Origin of the sequence: Rhizobium sp. AAP116, from assembly GCF_001295785.1 — a bacterium.
Lineage (GTDB): Bacteria > Pseudomonadota > Alphaproteobacteria > Rhizobiales > Rhizobiaceae > Allorhizobium.
The window spans coordinates 1-19,402 of the sequence record NZ_LJIB01000018.1; the positions used below are offsets into that span (position 1 = coordinate 1).

Annotated in this window: 20 protein-coding genes and 1 pseudogene; 13 read left to right on the top strand and 8 right to left on the bottom strand. The window is 62.0% G+C overall.

The window, feature by feature from the left end; all coding sequences use genetic code 11:
• Nucleotides 1-66 precede the first annotated feature (66 nt).
• The 3 genes and pseudogenes from IP85_RS11445 to IP85_RS11455 all read right to left on the bottom strand — a co-directional run bounded on the left by IP85_RS11445 (nucleotide 67) and on the right by IP85_RS11455 (nucleotide 3,341).
• Nucleotides 67-2,676 carry a heavy metal translocating P-type ATPase gene (locus IP85_RS11445; RefSeq protein ID WP_054149857.1) on the bottom strand — a complete coding sequence of 870 codons (2,610 nt, stop codon included), beginning with the start codon at nucleotides 2,674-2,676 and terminating at the stop codon, nucleotides 67-69.
• An 85-nt stretch (nucleotides 2,677-2,761) separates the two neighbouring features.
• Nucleotides 2,762-3,045, bottom strand: a pseudogene (locus IP85_RS11450) (type II toxin-antitoxin system RelE/ParE family toxin).
• Nucleotides 3,042-3,341 (bottom strand): type II toxin-antitoxin system RelB/DinJ family antitoxin, encoded by a 300-nt coding sequence (locus IP85_RS11455; RefSeq protein ID WP_054149814.1) that lies wholly within the window; start codon nucleotides 3,339-3,341, stop codon nucleotides 3,042-3,044. Before IP85_RS11455 ends, IP85_RS11450 begins: the two are co-directional and overlap by 4 nt.
• 173 nt (nucleotides 3,342-3,514) lie before the next feature.
• On the opposite strand from IP85_RS11455, the gene IP85_RS11460 reads away from it, so the two are divergent.
• Nucleotides 3,515-4,036, top strand: a complete 522-nt coding sequence (locus IP85_RS11460; protein WP_054149815.1) for an N-acetyltransferase — start codon at nucleotides 3,515-3,517, stop codon at nucleotides 4,034-4,036.
• A gap of 93 nt (nucleotides 4,037-4,129) precedes the next feature.
• Here IP85_RS11460 and IP85_RS11465 read toward each other — a convergent pair whose 3' ends face one another.
• Nucleotides 4,130-4,594, bottom strand: coding sequence for a YcgN family cysteine cluster protein (locus tag IP85_RS11465; RefSeq protein ID WP_054149816.1), 465 nt, complete (start codon nucleotides 4,592-4,594; stop codon nucleotides 4,130-4,132).
• 398 nt (nucleotides 4,595-4,992) lie between these two features.
• Between IP85_RS11465 and IP85_RS11470 the strand changes: the two genes are divergently transcribed.
• On the top strand, nucleotides 4,993-7,128 hold the full coding sequence (locus tag IP85_RS11470; protein ID WP_236759360.1) for a PBP1A family penicillin-binding protein: 2,136 nt from the start codon (nucleotides 4,993-4,995) through the stop codon (nucleotides 7,126-7,128).
• 314 nt (nucleotides 7,129-7,442) lie between these two features.
• On the top strand, nucleotides 7,443-8,633 hold the full coding sequence (locus IP85_RS11475) for a GGDEF domain-containing protein (protein WP_245280854.1): 1,191 nt from the start codon (nucleotides 7,443-7,445) through the stop codon (nucleotides 8,631-8,633).
• Here the strand turns inward: IP85_RS11475 and IP85_RS11480 are convergent.
• On the bottom strand, nucleotides 8,596-10,293 hold the full coding sequence (locus IP85_RS11480; protein WP_245280855.1) for a diguanylate cyclase: 1,698 nt from the start codon (nucleotides 10,291-10,293) through the stop codon (nucleotides 8,596-8,598). The genes IP85_RS11475 and IP85_RS11480 overlap by 38 nt on opposite strands.
• Nucleotides 10,294-10,601: 308 nt before the next feature.
• Between IP85_RS11480 and IP85_RS11485 the strand changes: the two genes are divergently transcribed.
• Both IP85_RS11485 and IP85_RS11490 read left to right on the top strand, forming a co-directional pair.
• Entirely contained in the window at nucleotides 10,602-11,198 is a 597-nt protein-coding gene (locus IP85_RS11485) for an amino acid transporter (protein ID WP_082347663.1), read from the top strand.
• A 125-nt stretch (nucleotides 11,199-11,323) separates the two neighbouring features.
• A complete protein-coding gene (locus IP85_RS11490) occupies nucleotides 11,324-11,857 on the top strand; it encodes a DUF4269 domain-containing protein (protein WP_082347664.1) in 534 nt (177 codons plus the stop codon).
• 129 nt (nucleotides 11,858-11,986) lie between these two features.
• On the opposite strand, the gene IP85_RS11495 is transcribed toward IP85_RS11490, so the two are convergent.
• Nucleotides 11,987-12,766, bottom strand: a complete 780-nt coding sequence (locus tag IP85_RS11495) for a class I SAM-dependent methyltransferase (protein ID WP_054149821.1) — start codon at nucleotides 12,764-12,766, stop codon at nucleotides 11,987-11,989.
• A 460-nt stretch (nucleotides 12,767-13,226) separates the two neighbouring features.
• On the opposite strand from IP85_RS11495, the gene IP85_RS11500 reads away from it, so the two are divergent.
• A complete protein-coding gene (locus IP85_RS11500; RefSeq protein WP_054149822.1) occupies nucleotides 13,227-13,913 on the top strand; it encodes a hypothetical protein in 687 nt (228 codons plus the stop codon).
• A gap of 3 nt (nucleotides 13,914-13,916) precedes the next feature.
• On the opposite strand, the gene IP85_RS11505 is transcribed toward IP85_RS11500, so the two are convergent.
• Together IP85_RS11505 and IP85_RS11510 are read right to left on the bottom strand one after the other, a co-directional pair.
• The gene (locus IP85_RS11505) at nucleotides 13,917-14,183 is read right to left on the bottom strand and encodes a hypothetical protein (protein WP_156322853.1); all 267 of its coding nucleotides are present in this window, start codon (nucleotides 14,181-14,183) and stop codon (nucleotides 13,917-13,919) included.
• A gap of 236 nt (nucleotides 14,184-14,419) precedes the next feature.
• The gene (locus tag IP85_RS11510; RefSeq protein ID WP_054149824.1) at nucleotides 14,420-15,313 is read right to left on the bottom strand and encodes an NAD(P)-dependent oxidoreductase; all 894 of its coding nucleotides are present in this window, start codon (nucleotides 15,311-15,313) and stop codon (nucleotides 14,420-14,422) included.
• A gap of 153 nt (nucleotides 15,314-15,466) precedes the next feature.
• Here IP85_RS11510 and IP85_RS11515 point away from each other — a divergent pair, with 153 nt between their 5' ends.
• The 7 genes from IP85_RS11515 (at nucleotide 15,467) to IP85_RS11545 (ending at nucleotide 19,402) form a co-directional block, all read left to right on the top strand.
• The gene (locus IP85_RS11515; protein WP_054149825.1) at nucleotides 15,467-15,946 is read left to right on the top strand and encodes a DUF3833 family protein; all 480 of its coding nucleotides are present in this window, start codon (nucleotides 15,467-15,469) and stop codon (nucleotides 15,944-15,946) included.
• 238 nt (nucleotides 15,947-16,184) lie between these two features.
• The gene (locus IP85_RS11520; protein WP_054149826.1) at nucleotides 16,185-16,721 is read left to right on the top strand and encodes a glyoxalase superfamily protein; all 537 of its coding nucleotides are present in this window, start codon (nucleotides 16,185-16,187) and stop codon (nucleotides 16,719-16,721) included.
• A gap of 79 nt (nucleotides 16,722-16,800) precedes the next feature.
• Nucleotides 16,801-17,178 carry a PH domain-containing protein gene (locus IP85_RS11525; RefSeq protein ID WP_054149827.1) on the top strand — a complete coding sequence of 126 codons (378 nt, stop codon included), beginning with the start codon at nucleotides 16,801-16,803 and terminating at the stop codon, nucleotides 17,176-17,178.
• Between the two features lie 238 nt (nucleotides 17,179-17,416).
• Nucleotides 17,417-17,779 (top strand): type II toxin-antitoxin system RelE/ParE family toxin, encoded by a 363-nt coding sequence (locus tag IP85_RS11530; RefSeq protein WP_054149828.1) that lies wholly within the window; start codon nucleotides 17,417-17,419, stop codon nucleotides 17,777-17,779.
• On the top strand, nucleotides 17,769-18,092 hold the full coding sequence (locus IP85_RS11535; RefSeq protein ID WP_054149829.1) for a DNA-binding transcriptional regulator: 324 nt from the start codon (nucleotides 17,769-17,771) through the stop codon (nucleotides 18,090-18,092). Before IP85_RS11530 ends, IP85_RS11535 begins: the two co-directional genes overlap by 11 nt.
• A 177-nt stretch (nucleotides 18,093-18,269) precedes the next feature.
• A complete protein-coding gene (locus IP85_RS11540; protein WP_054149830.1) occupies nucleotides 18,270-18,854 on the top strand; it encodes a DUF1214 domain-containing protein in 585 nt (194 codons plus the stop codon).
• Nucleotides 18,851-19,402, top strand: coding sequence for a hypothetical protein (locus tag IP85_RS11545; protein WP_054149831.1), 552 nt, complete (start codon nucleotides 18,851-18,853; stop codon nucleotides 19,400-19,402). Before IP85_RS11540 ends, IP85_RS11545 begins: the two co-directional genes overlap by 4 nt.

A 19,402-nucleotide genomic window follows, 5' to 3' on the forward strand; every position in this document is an offset into this window, starting at 1 on the left:
GGGGGGGGGTGAACAAGCGGCGCACACCAGCATCACCCCACCCGCGCGTTCCGCGCGACCTCCCCCTCAAGGGGAGGTAAAGACCGCCGTCACCCTCGCCGTCCGCAACCGCAGCGCATTGGTCAGCACGAACACGCTCGACAACCCCATGGCTGCCGCCCCCAGCATCGGCGAAAAGGTCACGCCGAAAAGCGGATAGAGCAGCCCCGCTGCCACCGGGATCAGCGCGACATTGTAGCCGAAGGCCCAGAACAGGTTCTGGCGGATATTGGCCATGACCTTGTCCGACAGCTCGATCGCATGCAACGCGCCCAAGAGGTCGCCGCCGACCAGCACGACATCGGCGCTTTCGATCGCCACGTCGGTGCCGGTGCCGATGGCAATCCCGGCATCGGCGGTGGCGAGCGCCGGCGCATCATTGATGCCGTCGCCGACAAAGGCGACCTTCTCACCTTTTGCCTGCAGCGCTTTGATTGCGCTCACCTTTCCCTCGGGCAGCACTTCGGCCACCACCGCATCGATGCCGGCCTTCCTCGCCACGGCCTCTGCCGTGCGCCTGTTGTCGCCGGTCACCATCATCAGCTTCAGACCCCGGGCCTTCAGGGCTGCAATCGCCTGTTCACTCGTCTCCTTGATCGGATCGGCGACCGCAATTGCCGCTGCGAGCTTACCATCGATGGCAACGTAAAGCGGGCTTGCGCCTTCATCGGCCAGACGGGTGACGGCGGCGGTGAGATCCGATGTCTCGCCCTCTGCCATCACCCCGAGCTTCACCATGAACCGGTCAGCCCCCGCTGCAATCTTCCGCCCGTCAACGAGCCCGGTGACGCCAAAGCCTGCCACCGCCTCGACATTCTCCACGGCAGACAGCGGAATTCCCCGCGCCTCCGCCGCACGAACGATGGCATCCGCCAGGGGATGCTCCGAGCGCGCCTCAAGGCTTGCGGTCAGCCGCAGCACCTCGGCCTCTTCGAACCCTTCTGATGTCACGATCTCGTTCACTTCGGGCTTTCCGGCCGTGATCGTGCCGGTCTTGTCCATCACCACCCAGTCGATGGCGGAGAGACTTTGCAGCGCCTCCCCCTTGCGGAAGAGCACGCCGAGTTCGGCGGCACGGCCGGTTCCGACCATGATCGAGGTCGGCGTGGCGAGCCCCATGGCACAAGGGCAGGCGATGATCAGCACGGCCACCGCCGCCACGAGCCCGTGCGTATAGGCGGGCTCCGGCCCGAAGATCAGCCAGACGAAGAAGGTGGCGACGGCAATGCCAATCACTGCGGGCACGAACCAGGCGGTCACCTCATCGACCAGTTTCTGGATCGGCAGTTTCGCCCCTTGCGCCTCCTGGACCATGCGGATGATGCGCGACAGCATCATGTCGGCGCCAATGCCCGTCGCCTCGAAACGGAAGCTTCCGGAGCCGTTGACCGTACCGCCGATGACGGTGGCGCCGGGCCCCTTTTCGACAGGGATCGGCTCGCCCGAGATCATCGCCTCGTCGACGGCACTTGCCCCGTCGATCACCCGGCCATCGACCGGAATGCGCTCTCCCGGACGGACCACGACGGCGTCACCGAGCCTGACTTCGGAGAGCGACACATCCTGCGTCTTCCCCTCACGCTCGACCCGCGCAGTCTTTGCCTGCAGGCCTGCCAGCTTGCGGATCGCCGCCCCCGTCCGGCCCTTGGCGCGCGCTTCCAGCAGCCGACCGAGCAGGATCAGCGAGACGATGACGGTCGCCGCTTCGTAATAGACATGCCGGGCATCGACAGGCAGGATTTCAGGCGCAAAGGTGGTCACGACGGAATAGAGATAGGCCGCCCCCGTGCCGATCGCGACGAGTGCGTTCATGTCGGGCGCCAGCCGCAAGAGCGCCGGAATACCCTTCAGATAGAAGCGTCGCCCGGGACCGGCGAGAACCGCCGTCGCAAGCGCAAACTGCAGGAGATACAGACTGTTGCCGGGGAAAATCTGCATCAGCACATGATGCAGCGGCGGATAGATGTGCGCGCCCATTTCCATGACGAAGAGCGGCAGTGTCAGGACAAACGCGATCAGGAAATCGCGCTTCAGCCCCGATATCTCCTTCTCCCGGCGCGCCTCGCGGCTGTCGTCGGCCTGGCCTGTGGAGACCGCCGGATGCGCCGCCCCGGGAACCTCACCGGGTCTGGCCTGGCCAGCGCCCCCCTGCCCTTCTTCGGCCGCGGCTTCATCCGTCGAAGCACCGACGAGCCTGACCGCATAGCCCGCTTTGGCCACGGCTGCGGTGAGCGCCGGCAAGGCATCGGCCCCGCCCAGCACCTTCACCACCGCCTCGCCGGTCGCCAGATTGACGCTTGCGCTCTCGACGGCGGCCACGGATTTCAAGGCCTTCTCAACCCGCGACACGCAGGAGGCGCAGGTCATGTCCTCGACCTCCAGCACCAGCGTCTCGGCCTTGGCCTCATAGCCGGCCTTGTCGATCGCTTCGAGCAGAGCGCCTGCCGAGAAGCCCTTTCCCGGGGTCACAGACAACGTCTCGGTCGCAAAATTCACCGCGCTCGCCTCGACCCCCGGCACGGATGCCACGGCCTTTTCCACCCGCCGCACACAGGATGCGCAGGTCATGCCCTCGACAGGCAAAAAGATGGTTTCGTTCTTGTTATTGGCCACATCTGGCTTGGACTGCATATTCATAGCGGTCACCTCCGCCACCATAGATGGACCTTCCCATCATGGGAGGGTCAAGGGGGTGCTGTGACGATTTCTAGCTCAAAAGGGTTCAGAGGCTATCTGGCCAAACCTGAGCACCATGCAAAACGCGCAAAATACGGATTCGATCAGAAAGAACCGAATAGGCGGCAATATAGGGTGTTCCCGCAATGACCAGTTCTCTGGCCCCGACACCCGCCCGGTCCGTCCACTCTCCGGAAACTGGAGAAGTTGACGGATACCCGCCTCGATTTTCGCATCGATGCGAATTGCTGCAGCCGGATTGTCCCGCTCGATGAAGTCAAAGATCGCCATGCGGTCAGCAATTGCCAGAGCTGACCAGGTGAGCCTCAACGTCCAGTATCCTTGGCAAGGGCCGCCGCTCTGCGTTGTGCGAAGATGTCCGCCACAGCATCATCCTCGACGTCATCGCGGACATCCTCCAGCGCCTCGCGCACCTTGGCGCGGAACCAGGCATCATGAACAGCGGGATCCGAGAGGAGTTCGATCGGAAGAGCACCTTCATTGGCGGTGCGTGTCAGCAGAATGCGCACGGCATCGGATACCGTCAGCCCCATGCTCTCCAGCACAGCGGCCGCGCGGTCGCGGATATCGGGATCGATGCGTGTCTGGACGAGTGCGTTGGTCATGCCGGCCTCCAAGAAGGCAGCGTAATTCAATTGAATGACGGCGGCAATGGACGTTCGGTGGTGCCGCGCCACACTCACTCAAACGCGCGATCCTCGTCGCCTGCCGCGCCATCCCGGGCTTGCCGCCAAACCGCCGTTGCCTTAGGCATGAACGCATGTCCGGAGGAAACGAGATGCCCGCCAGATGCAGCATCGGCGACACGCCATTTGCCGATAAATCGCACATCCCCACCCTCTATGCAGCCGCCTTTCCGCAGGAGGATCTTGTGCCGCTGGTCGAGGCTTTGCTCGCCGATCCAGCCGTCCTTTCGCTCTCAGCCCATATAGACGACAGGCTGATCGGGCACGTTCTTTTCACCCACGGAAAGCTCGAAGACCGGTCCGAGACCGTCGCCCTGCTCGGACCACTCGCCGTTCATCCCGGTCATCAGCGCCAGGGGATCGGCAAGGCCTTGATCGCCGCAGGTTTGAGCCGCCTAAAGGCCACGGGTGTGGCGGAGGTGCTGGTGCTCGGCGACCCCGCCTATTACAGCCGTTCAGGTTTCAGATCTGCAAGCCATGTCATTCCACCCTATCCACTGCCCGCCGAATGGACAGAGGCCTGGCAATGGCTGAGGCTTGATGGCGGCGAGGACGATCTCGCCGGGCGGCTGCTGCTGCCGGAGGCCTGGATGCGTGCGGAATTGTGGAGCTAAAGGGCTTCGAGGTCCTCGGGCCGCGAAGTAGCCAGCATGACGATGGTTTCCATCATCAGCATGATAAAACCTGGCCCACCGCCCGCGAGCCCCTCAATCCCGTTCCTCTCCAACTCGCATCGGCCAGTCGACCACGTAATCCTCGAGATCCTCGACATCGAGCCCCTCCTCCGAGATCGTCCGGCCGCGGGCGGAAATCCCGGCCTGATGCACCGTTTCCGCACTGCCCGAGACCAGCGGGTGCCACCAATAGAGGTCGAGGCCTTCATCGATCAGCCGATAGCCGCAGGTCGGCGGCAGCCACTGGATTTCGCGCAGGCCCTTGAGCGTCAGCTGGATGCAGTCGGGCACGGTTTCCTGGCGGTTCTCGTAGTCGGAGCAGCGACAGCTGTCGCCATCGAGCAGCTTGCAGGCAACCGAGGTGAAGACCACCTCGCCGGTGTCCCAGTCCTCGAGCTTGTTGAGACAACAGAGGCCACAGCCATCGCAGAGGCTTTCCCATTCTGCGTTGCTCATTTCGGCCAGCGTCTTGGTCTTCCAGAAGGGCTGTTCGGTCATCGTCTCGTTCAACTGACTGTGGTCTTTCGGTCTTGCTGTGGCATCTGGCTGCGGTGCTGGCCGCTATCCTCGACCAGTCGGTGGCCGGGGTGCAACGCCCGCCGCCAAAAGCGCGTCCGGGGCCGCGCCGGGTTCACCATGGCCGGCGAAACCGCTTGTTCTTTTACGGCAAATCGACCATCACTCACATAATGACGACACGCCCGTAATCTCTCCGGGTCCTGATCCCAATCGGCGGGCGCGTCAAGGGAGCCGACAACAAGTTTTCGGGAAAAGCCACGGTGGCCGACAACGACAAGCCTGACGATCTTCAGCCTGCGGAGCGCCTCGGCGGCGCCGACAGCGGCGATCGGCCAGCTTCGGGCGCTGCTGGGACCAGCACCGAAAAGCCACAGAAGCTGAAGCGTCACATCTTTCTCAAGATCGACAGCTGGCTTGACTCGACGCTGTGGAATGCCGGTTACGACCTCGCCGAGGCCTGGGAAGAAATCACCATCTTCTTTCGCCGCTTCCGTGTGCGCGGCCTCAAGAAGCTCGGCTTCGAGATCGCCGGCGAAGCCATGACGCTCGGCACGGCGGGCATGGTGCTCTTGCTCGCGCTTGCCCAGCCGGCCTTCGAGGAAACCAAGAAGGACTGGCGCAACCACGACAATTTCGCCGTCACCTTCCTCGATCGCTACGGCAACACGATCGGCCATCGCGGCATCATTCATGAAAACTCCGTTCCGGTAGACGAATTGCCGGACCATCTGGTCAAGGCGGTTCTGGCGACGGAAGACCGGCGCTTCTTCGATCACTTCGGCATCGACTTCATCGGTCTTGCGCGCGCCATGACGGAAAATGCCAAGGCCGGCGAAGTGGTGCAGGGCGGCTCGACGCTGACGCAGCAGCTGGCGAAGAACCTCTTCCTCACCAATGAGCGGTCGATCGAGCGCAAGATCAAGGAAGCCTATCTCGCGCTCTGGCTCGAGGCGAACCTGTCGAAGAAGGAAATCCTGTCGCTCTATCTCGACCGCGCCTATATGGGCGGTGGCACGTTTGGCGCAGCAGCCGCCTCGCAGTTCTACTTCGGCAAGAACATCACCGAAGTGACGCTTGCCGAAGCGGCGATGCTGGCCGGCCTTTTCAAGGCGCCGGCGAAATATGCCCCGCATGTCAACCTGCCGGCGGCGCGTGCCCGCGCCAACGACGTTCTCACCAACATGGTGCAGAGCGGGCTGATGACCGAGGGCCAGGTGGTCGCGGCACGCCGCAATCCGGCTTCCGTCATCGACCGCGACGAGAAGGATGCGCCCGATTTCTTCCTCGACTGGGCCTTCGAGGAGGTGCAGCGCATCGCGGCCCGCTTCAAGGATCATACGCTGGTCGTGCGCACGACAATCGATCTTGGCCTGCAGCAGGCAGCCGAAGAGGCGGTCGCCTCGTCTCTGCGCGAATATGGCGAGAGCTACAACGTCAAGCAGGGCGCCCTGGTGATGGTCGAAAACGGCGGGGCGGTGCGCGCCATGGTCGGCGGACGCGACTATGGCGAGAGCCAGTTCAACCGCGCGACAAGGGCGCTGCGCCAGCCCGGTTCGTCCTTCAAGATGTACACCTACGCGCTGGCCATGGAGAACGGCTATACGCCGGAAACCGTGGTTGTCGATGCGCCGGTCGCCTGGGGCAACTGGAGCCCGCAGAACTACGGTCGCAGCTTTTCCGGCCGGGTGACCATGGAAACGGCGCTGGCGAAATCGATCAACACGATCCCGGTCCGGCTCGCCAAGGAAAAATTCGGCATCGACGCGATCATCCAGACGACCAAGGCGATGGGTGTGGAGACGCCGATCAAGAAGGACGTGACGATCCCGCTCGGCACGTCGGAAGTCACCGTCATGGATCAGGCGACCGCCTATGCCGTGCTACCGGCCGACGGTTATGCCTCGCGCCGCCACGGCATCGCGCAGATCGTCAATTATGCCGGCGAGGTGCTTTACGACTTCGAGCGCGACGCGCCCGCGCCCGAGCGCATCCTGTCGGAACAGGCCGCCCGCTCGATGAACCAGATGATGACCAAGATCCCCTATATCGGCACGGCACGGCGCGCGGCCGTCGACGGGATCCTGACCGCCGGCAAGACCGGTACGACCCAGGCTTACCGCGATGCCTGGTTCGTCGGCTATACCGGCAATTACACCGCCGCCGTCTGGTTCGGAAACGACGACTACACCTCGACCAACAACATGACGGGCGGTTCGCTGCCGGCCATGACCTTCAAGAAGCTGATGGACTATGCCCATCAGGGCATCGACATCAAGCCGATCCCCGGCGTCGACCAGCCGATGCCGGAGAGGGAAGCCAAGCCCGAAGTCGCAGATGCCGCCAATCCGGATGCTCTGCCGCCGATGGTGCGTCCGCGCTCGCTGTCATCGCAATCGACCCGCCTGATCCGGGAGCTTGCAACGCGGCTGAAATCTGCCGACGCGCTTTCGGCACCGGCGGGCACGGCACAGGCGGCGATAGAGCCCGAAACGACCGGCTCGACCGGTCGTTAAGACAATCACAAGTTTACTTCGTCTCAAGCACGGTGGATGCGAATCACGACAGCGGCGCGTCGGCTTTCGGCACTCCGTGCGTCCCATCGAGGCACAGGCCTGCGCCCGCCCTTCCCTACCATCCTGAATTGAAACAGGTTGCAGTCTCCAAGGCTTTCCAGGTCGTCAAGCGTTCACCAACGGTTAACCATCTCGCTTGTGTTCATCCATGATTTCTCGTATTGGCACATCGCCTTCACCCCAAATTAAGGGGGCCAAACATACATTTCGGCTGTTTCGACGGTTCATATATTTCAATCGGTGATTGGACATCCATGATGAGATGGCTCGGACTTCCCGCTAGGCCCCGATTGACGGTGGAGCAGTATGCGGCGTTTCTCGAAGATCGCGCAGCTTTGCGCAGCCGAATGCTGAAGGCTGCCGTTGTCTGTGTTCTGATCTTCTATCTCACCTGCTTTCTCTTCGATCTGTGGTTGCTCGGCGATGTCACCGTGCTGTCGGCGGTTTTGCGCTTCGGCGTGATGCTGCCGATCGCAATTGGCCTGCTCGTCTACATTGCCGGCAATCATCCGATCGAGAAGAAGGAGATCGCCGCGATCCTCGTCGCGCTTCTCGCCAATGTCTGCTGGTGCGCGATCCTCGTTTCCAGTTCGAGCCCGGGCGTGCTCACCTATTTCTATGCGGCCGCGACCTTCCAGATGGCAATCACAATTGCCGCTGCCTCGCCGTTCCGTCCGGCGCTGCGCGCCAGCATATTCACCTTCTGCCTCAACTATTCCGTCATCTGGTTCCTGGAGGGGGCCAGCCCCTCCTATGTCATCCAGCATCTGGCGGTCTACATGCCGACGGTGTTGATGACGCTGCTGGTCTCCTATCAGCTCGAGGTGGAGGCGCTTACCAGCCATCTGCAGATGCAGGAAAACGAAGCGCTGAAGCGGGAGTTGTCGCGGCAGAACAAGGATCTCGCCCGGCTCTCCGTCACCGACCCGCTGACCAGGCTTGCCAACCGCCGCGGCACCGAAATGGAGCTGATGCGGCTTGCGACGGAAGTGCCGGACGAGGCGCGGCGCGTGGTGCTGCTGGTTGCCGATGTCGATCACTTCAAGGCCTATAACGACGCCTATGGCCATGGCGCCGGCGACGAATGTCTGAAACGGGTGGCCCGCGCCATGCGCCGGGCCCTGCCGATGGAGGCGCATCTCGCCCGCCATGGCGGCGAAGAATTCCTCGCCATCTTCTCCGACGCCGACAGGGACATGGCTCCGACGCTGGCCGAGAGCCTGCGCCGCGCCGTGCGCCAGCTCGGCATCGCCCACGGCTTTACCGGCGACCGGAACACCTATGTAACGATCAGCGTCGGCGCGGTCTCGGGCACGATCCAGTCCGAGGGCGACTTCGAGCGCCTGCTCGACATGGCCGACCGCGCGCTCTACGCCGCCAAGGCCGACGGCCGCAACACCTGGCGCGTCAGCCTCGATGAGGACGAGGCGCGGGTGGTGGCGTGAGGGTGAGTGCGGGGCTTTCGCCGACTGCGCCTCCCCTGTTGCCGCCGCGAGTTCTGTTGCGTCCGGCCCTCTTGGCTTCGTAAAGCAGCTTGTCGGCCCGTTCATACAAAGTGGGAAAGCCTTCATCGCCGGAGATCGAGGTGATGCCCATGCTTGCAGTCACGGCCCCGGCGAGTGCAGGAACGGCGCCGGCGACGGTCGTCGGGATCGCTTGGCGGCGAAGCTCGGCCTCTCCATCGACGTCATGCCCGCGCAGCACCAGCAGGAACTCTTCGCCACCCAGGCGATAGGCGCGTACGTCCGGCCCGGCCTTGAGTGCGGCAGCGACTGCCTTCAGCACCTCATCGCCAACACCATGCCCGTAGCCATCATTGATCGCCTTGAAATGATCGACGTCGATGACAGCCAGTGCGGCAAAGCGGTCGGTGCGAAGCTGCTCGAAATGGCGCTCGATCGCGCGTCTGTTGAGCAAACCCGTCAACGGATCGGTTTCAGACAGACGCTCGAGCAGCTCCGCCTCGTTCAGCGCACGATCTCGCTCACGTCTGATCAGTACAAACCGATCTGCCACGCCAAGCGTTGTGAGAAGCACTTCAAACATGCAGCCGAAATAGAACAGGAGCATGGCATCCTGGCTGGGCAGTCCCGGGATTACGCCCGTCACCAACCGTATCAGTCCGACCAGTATCAATGGCGCGTAGCCAATGGCCTGGAACCTTGCGGCGCGGCTTCCGCGGCGCAATGAGTCGATCATGGAGAAGAGAAAGACGGCAAGAACCGGGGTAAATGCTGCCGTGTAGACGGTCGATTGCACCGGACGGGCCACGAAGGGGAAGCTCGCGTGGAAGACACTGAGGAAGATCGCCCATGCGGCACAATAGGGAAGGATGCGCCGCAGGAGCGGATGCAGCATTCCTTGCTCGATGAAGCTGTAGGTGAACATCGCGCCTGAAGCGATCGTCAAACCGAAGATCAGCGTCGTCATCCAGCTTAGCGTCATGGGCGGAGGATCGAAGAACACGACCGACAGACCTGATGTAACGGCAAGCGTCATCAGCAGCGACAATGTCAGCGCCGAGTGCCAGAGAACGAAGGGTTGCCGGAGGGCACGGTAGAATGCTGCATTGAAAATGAGGGGCATGACGAGCATGCCGGAGAGCCCGGCCATCAACAGCAGAAACCGCAGATCGTCACGGCCAGCGCCTGCGTCCGCAGGTGAAAGATAGGCTTGCTCCAATGTCATCTGGTGAGAGGGCAGATCAACGACCGCGACGACATGCCGGGTCATCTCCGTGACATCAGGCAGGGCTGCATTGAAGTAGCCACCAGCCATCGAGCTGCGCAAGGAGGCGGAAGGATAGGACGTCTGGCGAATTCCACCATCCTTGTCGATCGCCAGCAGATGCACGGCTTCGAGCGCGCTTCGCCTCGAGAGAAGATATCGCGGCGGTGTCTGATCGGGTTCGATATCGAAACGAAGCAGCACACGCTCGGCAGCGATCGAGAACGCCTGGCCCGCGCCGGAGCAGGACCATCTTTGTTCATCGCGCGCCACCGCAACGGGATCATCCGAAAGCGTGGCTTCAGCCCAGCAGGACGGGCGAAGGCTGGTCGTATCGCTCGCATAGGCGGTATCGGCACCCAGTTTTGCCAGTACCACCAGAAACAGACATGCCAATAAATTTTTAAATAAACCGTTGGAAATCATGGACTTTTCGATAGCGGAGAAAGCTTTTGATGCCGTTAAGAGGGGCATCTGCTTCTGATGGCGACAAATCAGGCATTCGGAGCCAAGGGGCGGTGTTGGCGCGTGTCGAGCATGGCTGCCGTCGGCCCGGAGCAGACATACGCGGCATGTGGTATCGGAAAGCCAGACGCATCAATGATATCATCGTCCGCGATGCGAAGGGCCGTTATTCCTAACTGAGTAATGCGGCAGTCGAGTAGATAGAAAGGCAGAGGATGGGGATGCAGCATTTTCCCGATGATGCGTGGGATGCCTGGACACCGGAACTGCTTTTCCAGCGCTTCCGCTACCAGAGTTCACCCTGGTATGTGGTCGGAGGCTGGGCACTGGACCTGTGGCAGGGCTACCAGTCTCGCGATCATGAGGACCTGGAGTTCTGCATACTTTCGGATGATCTCGATCTTTTTCGCGCCCAGTTACCCGAGCTAGATTTCTTCGAGGTCCATAACGGCATGTTTGCTTATCTTGCTCCTGAAATGAGGCCTCGACCAGAGACCCACCAATTGTGGGGAGCCGACACGGCCAACGCTTGCTGGCGAATAGACATGATGATCGAACATGGCACCCCGGAAATCTGGATTTACAAGCGCGACCCATCGTTGCAGTTGCCTAGATCGACTGTCGTTCGAGAAACACCATCCGGAATTCCTTATCTCGCTCCTGCTCTCGTCCTTTTGTTTAAGGCAAAACACATTCGGCCCAAAGATGCTGCAGACTTCCAGGCTGCGTTGCCGAAGCTTCACGTTCAGGAAAAAGCCGACCTACGATGTTGGCTGGAGGCGATGTATCCCGGCCATGAATGGATCACACAGCTTTAAGGAAAGGCAGGATGACCGCTATTGGCGCAAAGCCGCCACCACCTCTGCCCCCCACAACCACCCGCCTTGATCCGCTCCCCCTCCGGCGTTAGGTCCGCAGGTCAATCATGCGAGGGGGCGAGCCAGTGTCGCGGACCGACTATCAGACCGCCGTGCATCTAATCGGCATCCTGGAGGCGCTTGCGGCGTATGATCCGCATATCGCGGGCACCCCGCCGCTCGGGGTCGACACCCTGACCAGCGACATCGACATTCTCTGCTGTGCGCCGGATGACGAGGCCTTTGTTGCCGATGTGCTGCGGTTCTATGGCGAAATGAGCGGGATTCGCATCTGGCAGTGGATCGCGAGAGACCGGCCGGTGATTGCGACGTTTCGAGCATGCGGGTGGGATTTCGAAATCTTCGCCAGTCCCCTGCCTGTCGCCGAGCAGTTCGGCTGGCGCCATTTCGAGATGGAACGGCGCTTGCTGGGGCTCGGCGGTGACGGGTTCAAAAGCGCCATTCAGGCGCTGCGGCGGCAGGGTTTGAAGACCGAGCCGGCCTTCTGGTCGGCGCTGGGCCAAGAGGGCGATGCCTATCTCGGCCTGCTGTCTCTGGAACAGGCGACGGATGATGAGCTTCGGGCCAAGCTTGAAGCGGCCGGCTTCGGGTCAAGTTGATCCGCGCTGCGGTGCCGGTGACCTCGGACCTGAGGCGCCAACGGTGCTGGATACGGCTGACCCTGGCGTCCCCTGCCCTCATCCGGCCTTTGGTCCGCTTCTCCCCGCCTGTGGGCAGAAGGCAAGACCTCACCCCTCCTGCGCCTTGCCGATCGGATAGAGGAAGAGCCGTGTCTTGCGGGCATCGGACAGTTCCCAGATCTCGTCGGGATCGACATCCGGCACGGCAAAGCTGTTGGAGACAAAGAGGCTGCCTGGCTTCATTTCGCTCGACAGTTTCTGCCAGAGGGCGGCCATGGGGGCGGGCGAGAGGAAGGCGTAGACGAGATCTTCCTGGGCGACGTCCGTCTTCCAGAGATCGCCGCGGCGGATCTCGCCCTTGCCCGAGATACGCGACATGAGGCGGGCTGCGAGATAGACGGCCGGCGCGTTCTCCACACCGCGCGCCCGCCTTCCCTCGCCGTCCAGCGCGCGGACCACGCCGCCGAGGCCGCAGCCGAGGTCGAGCATGCGGGTCGCGCCGCGATCGCGCATCATGTCCTTCAGGACCGAAGCCGTTTCGGGGTTGGTGAGATAGAGCGGCACGCGGCCGCGAGTGGTGTTGGAAAAGACCAGCGCCAGTAGGAGGAAGGCAAGGCCGAAGGGCCAGGCCGGCAGATTGCCGAGCAGCATGACCGAGCCCATGGCGAGCGGAAAGAGGAAGGCGATCAACAGCCACCAGCGCGGAAGGCGCAGAAGCGCACAGATCAGTGCGGCAAGCGCGCCCTGCAGGACGAGCGCGATCGCGATCAGCGGCAGGCGCTCGACCGAGGTCGACAGCGGCGCCGTCACGGTGGCCACCACCGGCAGGGCGACGACCTGGGCGAGAAGCGCGCCGAGGATCGGCGTCTTGCGGAAAAGGGCGAGCATTCAGTCTCCGGCAGGTTTCGAACCGCGCGACACTCGCAGGTGGCGGGGCGATTCTCAAGGGCGGACCCTGCCCTTGCGGGGAAGCGCTGGAGCAAAGTTCCGGGATGGGTGGGCGCTTGAGCATGCCTGAGGCGTGATCACCTCCACCCGCCGCTTCGCGGGCGATCTCCACCCTCATCCTGAGGTGCCTCGCAGGGCGGGGGCCTCGAAGGATCGAGGCCTCAACTTTGCCATCCGCCCTCGTCCTTCGAGGGTCGCTACGCTCCCGCCTCAGGATGAGGGCTAGACCGCGGGCGGGCGTGGGAATGGGGTTAGCAACGCAAGGTTCGAGCCCAGGCTGCAGGTGGATCGGGTGCGGCGGGTTTGTCGCGCCGGTCTTGCGCCCTCTCTTTGCGGCTGGCATCGTCGCGTGCGACCAGCCAAGGGCGTTCGGTCGCCACAGGTCAGTCGGGGAATATGCATGGATTTCATGAGGCTGTTGAAGTCGCTGGAGGAACTGCTCTACGAGCTCGTTTCCTGGCTAGTCTTCTATCCGATGACCTTCTGGCGCGCCTTCACCCAGCCGCTCAGCATGATGCGCTATGCCGATGACGAGCTGGAGGACCGGCCGGAAGACCAGTATGACGATACGATCAGCCCGCCCCTGTTTCTCCTGATCACGCTGTTGCTTTCGCAGGCTCTGTCGACGGCATTTCCTTCCGTGGCCTCGCCGACGGAGGTCACCGCACTCACCCATTCCTTCTCCAACCTGCTCATCGTGCGCGGCGTCATCTTCGGGATCTTTCCGATGGTCATGGCCGTGACGCTGATCCTGCACAAAAGGCTGATCCTGAAGCGGTCGACGCTGCGGCCGCCCTTCTTCAGCCAGTGCTATGTGGCTGCGCCCTTCGTCTTCCTGGTCGGTCTTTCGGTTGATTTTCTGGCCATACCGGGGGAGCGAGGTACCGCCTATGCGGCGGCCGTCTTCGTCGGTGCGGTCGTCTGGTATGGGCAGGCGGAAATCCGCTGGTTCCGGCGCGATCTGGGGATCGGCAGCGCCCGGGCGACGGGGCTGTTTCTACTCGCCTTTTTCGTGGCGATCACGACCGCTCTAGCCTTGGCGGTCGGTGTGGCGCTGCAACTGCCGCGCTGGATTGCGCCGGGTTGATGATCAGTGCCAGCTGGCAGGGCGTTCGTCCCGCTCGCCGTTTTCTGCGGTATTGTCGCCAATCAAAATGCGGCCGACCTCGACTTCCAACTCCGTGCGTTCCCGCGGATCGAAATCTCGATAGCCATGGATCGCCGCGTGTGACCAGAGGATTCGCCCCGACAGCAACGGTGCATCAATCGTCGAGATCACGTGACCCTGCATCGCCACATCGAAGGTGACGAAGCTCTGGCCGCGCACTTCGATCTGCGCGCAATTGGCGATTTCCATGCGCTTTTCGTGCATGACTGTTCTTTGGGCCGTTCATAAACCCTAGAAATGAAGGGTTTTTCTATATTCCTCATATGTGAAAAACCCGCGCATTTCATCCACCAATTTAGGATTTTACCCGTAAAAATTTACAGGCAATGAGCGTTCCCCACCTTATGCGCCGATGGGGAAGCGACCTGGGTGTCAGCGGCTGTCGCGCCGTGCGCATGCCCTTCTTCGCACGGCGCGAGGTCGCCTCAGACCTTCACGTATTTCCGCCAGTCGTGCTCTTCCTTGAAGCCGAGCAACTCGCGGATCTTTCGGTTCGACAGCGGCGCATCGAAGCCGTCGATCTCACCCGTGATCGGCGTGTTCGGGGCATATTTCGCGAGGAATTCGCGGGTCGGCACGGTCGCGGTGATCGTGTCGTTGACGGCGTTGAAGACCTGGAAACCGAGGCCGTCCTTTGCCACACAGAGATCGACGATCTGGCCGAGATCGCGGGCATCGATATAGGCCCAGGCATTGCGCTTGCGGCATGGCGGATCGGCGAGATAGCCGGGGAAGTTTGCATAGTCCTCAGGCGAAATGACATTGCCGATGCGCAGGGCGTAGACGTCGATGCCGAACCGCATGGCAAAGGCGCGGGCGGTCTTTTCGTTGACGACCTTGGACAGGCCGTAAGAGTCCATCGGATCGACGTCATACTCCTCGGTCAGGGGGAATCCCTTGTAATCCTTGTCGCCTTCGGCGAAGCAGACGCCATAGGTGGTCTCGGAAGAGGCGATGATCACCTTCTTGATGCCGAGCTTTGCAGCGGATTCGATGACGTTGTAGGTCGAGACGGTGTTTTCCGCGAAGGTCCTGTTATCGGGATGCATCAGGATGCGCGGGACGGCTGCGAAATGCACGACAGCATCGGCCGGCTTCGGGCCGCCCGCTTCTTCATAGCCCTCATAGCCGAAATGGCAGGAGAGCGCGTTGAAGACCTCACCGGCATCGGTCACGTCCGTCAGGAGCGTGTGCACGCCCGGCACGTCGAGCACGGCGCGGTCGACATTCAGCACCTTGTGCCCCTTACCTAAGAGATAGGGCACGACATGGCGCCCCGCCTTGCCGCTGCCGCCGGTGAATACGATCCGCTTGCCCATGGTGATCCTCCTCGTGGATTGGGTTGTCTGACGACCAGATAGCGCGGCGGAGGCAAAAGCGTAAGGGGCCAAAGTGCGTCTTTGAACCCCAAGGGAACCGGAGCCGCCTCCCTCGTGTTTCACCGGACCAATCGGCAAACCAGGAGAGATGCCTTGAAACTCGAGGATTTTGCAGACAGAGAGCCCAGGTTCATTCTGGAGGAGTTTTTCTCCGGCACGCTGCGCGGCTATGGGATGACCATCGGTCGCCTCGGCGGCTTCCAGAACCGGTTCACGATCGACGCCCGCGGGCGCTTCGATACGAGCGCCAATGTGCTGTCGCTGACGGAAGACTATTTCTTCGACGACGGTCATTCCGACACGCTCAACTGGACGATCCTGAAGCGTGGCGAAAACCGCTATGAGGGCCGCGAAACGCTGATCGACGGCACGGCCGAGGGCGAACAAGCCGGCTGCGCCTTCCGCTGGCAATATGCCCGCGACGTGCCGGATGCCGATGGTTCGAAGACGCGGTTCGGTTTCGACGACTGGTTCATCCTGCATGACGAACGCCACATGAGCGTGCATGCCTCGCTCACCAAGCTCGGGGTGGAGGTGGCGACGCTGGAGGCATTTTACGAGAAGGTGGGGTAGTCGCACGAAAGTCGGAGGCAGGCTTGACGCTCTGCCAGTCCCATACTCTTGTCATGCGGTCAGGCTCTGCTAGTCTGGGATCTGGCCGATGCAGCCTGCCGCTCCGCGGCGCTTATTCCAGAGCGCGATGGTGAACGCATCACGAAACGACGTCCTTATCCTTGCCCTTTCAAATGGTGGCGACGGATCAGCAGATGCGGACACTGATCGGACCGTTTGCCACTGCGGAGGGACGACGATGCGCGACGTGCGTGACGCCAAACTGATGGCCAGATCGCTAAAGGCGGAGCTGGCCAAGAGCAATCTCGAGATCAGCCACTCCCAGGCTCTGGAACTCGTCGCAAGACAGCTGGGCTTCGAACAATGGAACATCCTAGCGGCCCGGATTGAGGCTGGAGAGACGCCGCCGGCCAAGATCTCTTTCGAGCCGCCTATCCCGATTTTCCGCATTTTCGATGTCGACAAGGCGATGGAATTCTACCGCGACTATCTCGGCTTCACCGTCGACTTCGAACATCGCTTCGGCGAGAATTATCCGCTCTACTGCCAGGTGTCGCGTGGCGCTTGCGTGCTGCACCTGTCGGAGCACGCGGGTGATGCCTCGCCCGGCGCCAAGGCCTTCACCTGGATGCGGGGCGTGAAGAGCTTCCATGCGGATCTGACGGTCAAGGACTATCGCTACCTCAAACCGGGGCTGGAGGACGCGCCATGGGGGCTCCAGATGACGGTAACGGATCCATTCAGCAACCGCATTGCCTTTTGCGAGCGGGTGTGAGGGGCAGAGAGCGCGCCCCTACCTTGACCGCGTCGCCGCCTCTTCCCATCTCCGCTCTAACCACAGATGGAGGATCACAATGGGTTTGTTCGACGGATTGCTGGGCCATGGATCGAGCGTTGATCCTTCCGATCTCGCCAAACGGCTGGATGGCGTATTGATCGACGGCGAGCGGGTTTCGCTCGCTTTCCGTGTCATCCGCGACGTGTTTGTCTTCACTGACAAGCGGCTGATCCTGATCGACGTGCAGGGCATTACCGGCTCGAAGGTCGACTACATGTCCGTCCCCTACCGCGCCATCACCCGCTTTTCCGTCGAAACCGCGGGCACCTTCGACCTCGACAGCGAGCTGAAGATCTGGGTGTCGGGCAGCCATGAACCGGTGACCAAGACCTTGAAGAAGGGCACAGATGTGAGAGGCATCCAGCGAGCGCTGGCGGCGGGGGTGTTGCGGTAGGCGAACGGGAGCTCGGACCTTTATTCACCAAGCTGTCTACCAGCGCCCGTATCTTGTCTTCCTTCCAAGCAGAGACAGGTGCCGCCCCTCTCTAGCTCAGGCGGCGGATGAGCGGCCGAGAATGCTGAAGGACAGCAGACTCATATCTGCAGTTGCACTTCCTCACGACACATCTACACTGCTCATTGGCGGAATTGCTCATTGCCGGCCTGAGATCTATTGCACTAGGTGCTAGCTTATGACATCATATCGGGTGTTCAAGACGGCATGGTTTGCTAGAGCGGCACGGAAAGCCCGGATCGATGATTTGACTCTATGCCAAGCTGTTGTTCAGACCGTTCGCGGACAAGCCGATGATCTGGGCGGCGGCGTATTCAAGAAGCGGTTGGACGACAACAGGCAACGCGCAATTCTTCTGACCAAGGCGGGCGAATTCTGGGTGTTCGCCTACCTGTTTGCGAAGCAGGACAGGGCGAGCATCGATGACGACGAGCTCAAGGCTTTTCGTTCACTGGCCATGCTTTACCGCCGCAAGACGACGGACGATATAGCAGCGGAATTGGAGAGCGGTGCAATAACGGAGATCTGCAATGACAGCTAAAGCGGACTATAAGTCTGACGCATTCGAGGCGATTCACAGCGCCGTTGCAGGCATGCTGGAAGCAGGCACCATTGACAAGCAGACGATGCGCCGATTTGACGAGACCTGCCTCGTTGTTCCGGACGCCATGTCGCCGGATGCCATCAAGGCGCTGCGCGAGCGCAACCATGTAAGCCAACCGGTTTTTGCCCGTTATCTCAACATCAGCCCCTCTACCGTGCAGAAATGGGAAAATGGCTCGAAACGCCCCAGTGGCCCGGCCCTGAAGCTTCTCGCAATCGTAGAGAAGCACGGGATTGGAGTTCTGGTGTGACAGTAAGCGTTCCGAACTGAGGGGACGAAAGACACTCGGTGCGACGTGCAGCAACGGCTGTGTCAAGTTCCGCTCCCCCCTGCCCTCAAACTTCCCTCACTCCCGAATCAGTGATACCCCTCGGGCACTGCCGCCCGGCGCGAATGCGCCTGCATTGCCGAAGGTCTCGACCCGCCCGTGTTTCGTGTTCCCCTCATCGTCGCCACTGCGCTCGTCATCGCCTTCGGAGGCGGGATCCTGTCGGCGTTGTCGATGTTGAACGCCTCCGTCGGGTTCGGGGCAATCGAGGTGGCGGGATGGCGGGCGTTTCCGGCGGCGCAGACGGCGTCTGCCGATCCTTACGCCAAGGCGCACCGGGCCAAGGGCGGGCGGCTGCTTTACGGGTCTGCCGAGGGGCTGCAGTTCACCGCCTCTCGCGACAAGGACGGGTTGACGCTGACGGGGACCTGCTCCTACCGGATGAGCGGGCGCACACCCACGGCGAGGCTGTGGACGCTTTATGCCGCCGATGCCGACGGCAATCCCTTGGATGCAGGTCCCGAACTTCCGGCGGCGAAGAATTCCCAGACGGTTCTGAGGCGCCGTGACGGGACATTCGACATCACGATCTCGCGCACGGCAAAATCCGGAAACTGGCTCGCAATCCCCGATGCCGGCTCATTCCAGCTGGTGCTGACACTGCTCGACACCCCGGCGGCCGCCTCGACGGGCCTGTCCGGTCTTGCCATGCCGGTCATCGAGCAGATCGGATGTGGCCAATGAGCAAGCTTCTCTATGCCATCCTGACCGGTTTCTTCGGTGCGGTGCTCCTGCACATCATCATCATTCTCGGCGTGCCGCATTTCACAGGGCGCGACGCCTATACAAGGGTGACAGCCGAAGGCACACCCTTTGTCTTCCACCCGCTGTCAGCTGCGCCCGATGCGGTGGGCCTGTCGAACCTCGATCCTTATCTTCGGGTCGCGGTCTGCCATTTCGACATTGCCCGCCAGCCGCTATCCCTCATTGCCCTTGGCGGCGGCGTCGATTTCTGGTCGGTCGCGATCTACGACCGGGACGCCAACGAAGTCTTCTCGATGAACGACCGCACCTCCGTTGCCGGCGATCTCGACGTGCTGGTCGCGACCCCGGTGCAGGTGGCGCAGCTCCGCAAGACGCCGATCGCGGCGCTCGCCGAAACCATCCTGGTCGAGCATCCGGGCATGGAAGGCTATGTGGTTCTGCGGGTACTGGCGCCGCAGGCAAGCTATGAGGCGGATGCCACGGCGTTTCTCGCCGATGCGGAATGCATGCCGTTTACCGGGCGCTGA

Bases quoted from the DNA above. Each gene is read 5' to 3' on its own strand.
- IP85_RS11445 (WP_054149857.1), bottom strand. From the start codon at position 2,676: ATGAATATGCAGTCCAAGCCAGATGTGGCCAATAACAAGAACGAAACC.
- IP85_RS11455 (WP_054149814.1), bottom strand. From the start codon at position 3,341: ATGACCAACGCACTCGTCCAGACACGCATCGATCCCGATATCCGCGAC.
- IP85_RS11460 (WP_054149815.1), top strand. From the start codon at position 3,515: ATGCCCGCCAGATGCAGCATCGGCGACACGCCATTTGCCGATAAATCG.
- IP85_RS11465 (WP_054149816.1), bottom strand. From the start codon at position 4,594: ATGACCGAACAGCCCTTCTGGAAGACCAAGACGCTGGCCGAAATGAGC.
- IP85_RS11475 (WP_245280854.1), top strand. From the start codon at position 7,443: ATGATGAGATGGCTCGGACTTCCCGCTAGGCCCCGATTGACGGTGGAG.
- IP85_RS11485 (WP_082347663.1), top strand. From the start codon at position 10,602: ATGCAGCATTTTCCCGATGATGCGTGGGATGCCTGGACACCGGAACTG.
- IP85_RS11495 (WP_054149821.1), bottom strand. From the start codon at position 12,766: ATGCTCGCCCTTTTCCGCAAGACGCCGATCCTCGGCGCGCTTCTCGCC.
- IP85_RS11500 (WP_054149822.1), top strand. From the start codon at position 13,227: ATGGATTTCATGAGGCTGTTGAAGTCGCTGGAGGAACTGCTCTACGAG.
- IP85_RS11505 (WP_156322853.1), bottom strand. From the start codon at position 14,183: ATGGAAATCGCCAATTGCGCGCAGATCGAAGTGCGCGGCCAGAGCTTC.
- IP85_RS11510 (WP_054149824.1), bottom strand. From the start codon at position 15,313: ATGGGCAAGCGGATCGTATTCACCGGCGGCAGCGGCAAGGCGGGGCGC.
- IP85_RS11520 (WP_054149826.1), top strand. From the start codon at position 16,185: ATGCGCGACGTGCGTGACGCCAAACTGATGGCCAGATCGCTAAAGGCG.
- IP85_RS11525 (WP_054149827.1), top strand. From the start codon at position 16,801: ATGGGTTTGTTCGACGGATTGCTGGGCCATGGATCGAGCGTTGATCCT.
- IP85_RS11530 (WP_054149828.1), top strand. From the start codon at position 17,417: ATGACATCATATCGGGTGTTCAAGACGGCATGGTTTGCTAGAGCGGCA.
- IP85_RS11535 (WP_054149829.1), top strand. From the start codon at position 17,769: ATGACAGCTAAAGCGGACTATAAGTCTGACGCATTCGAGGCGATTCAC.
- IP85_RS11545 (WP_054149831.1), top strand. From the start codon at position 18,851: ATGAGCAAGCTTCTCTATGCCATCCTGACCGGTTTCTTCGGTGCGGTG.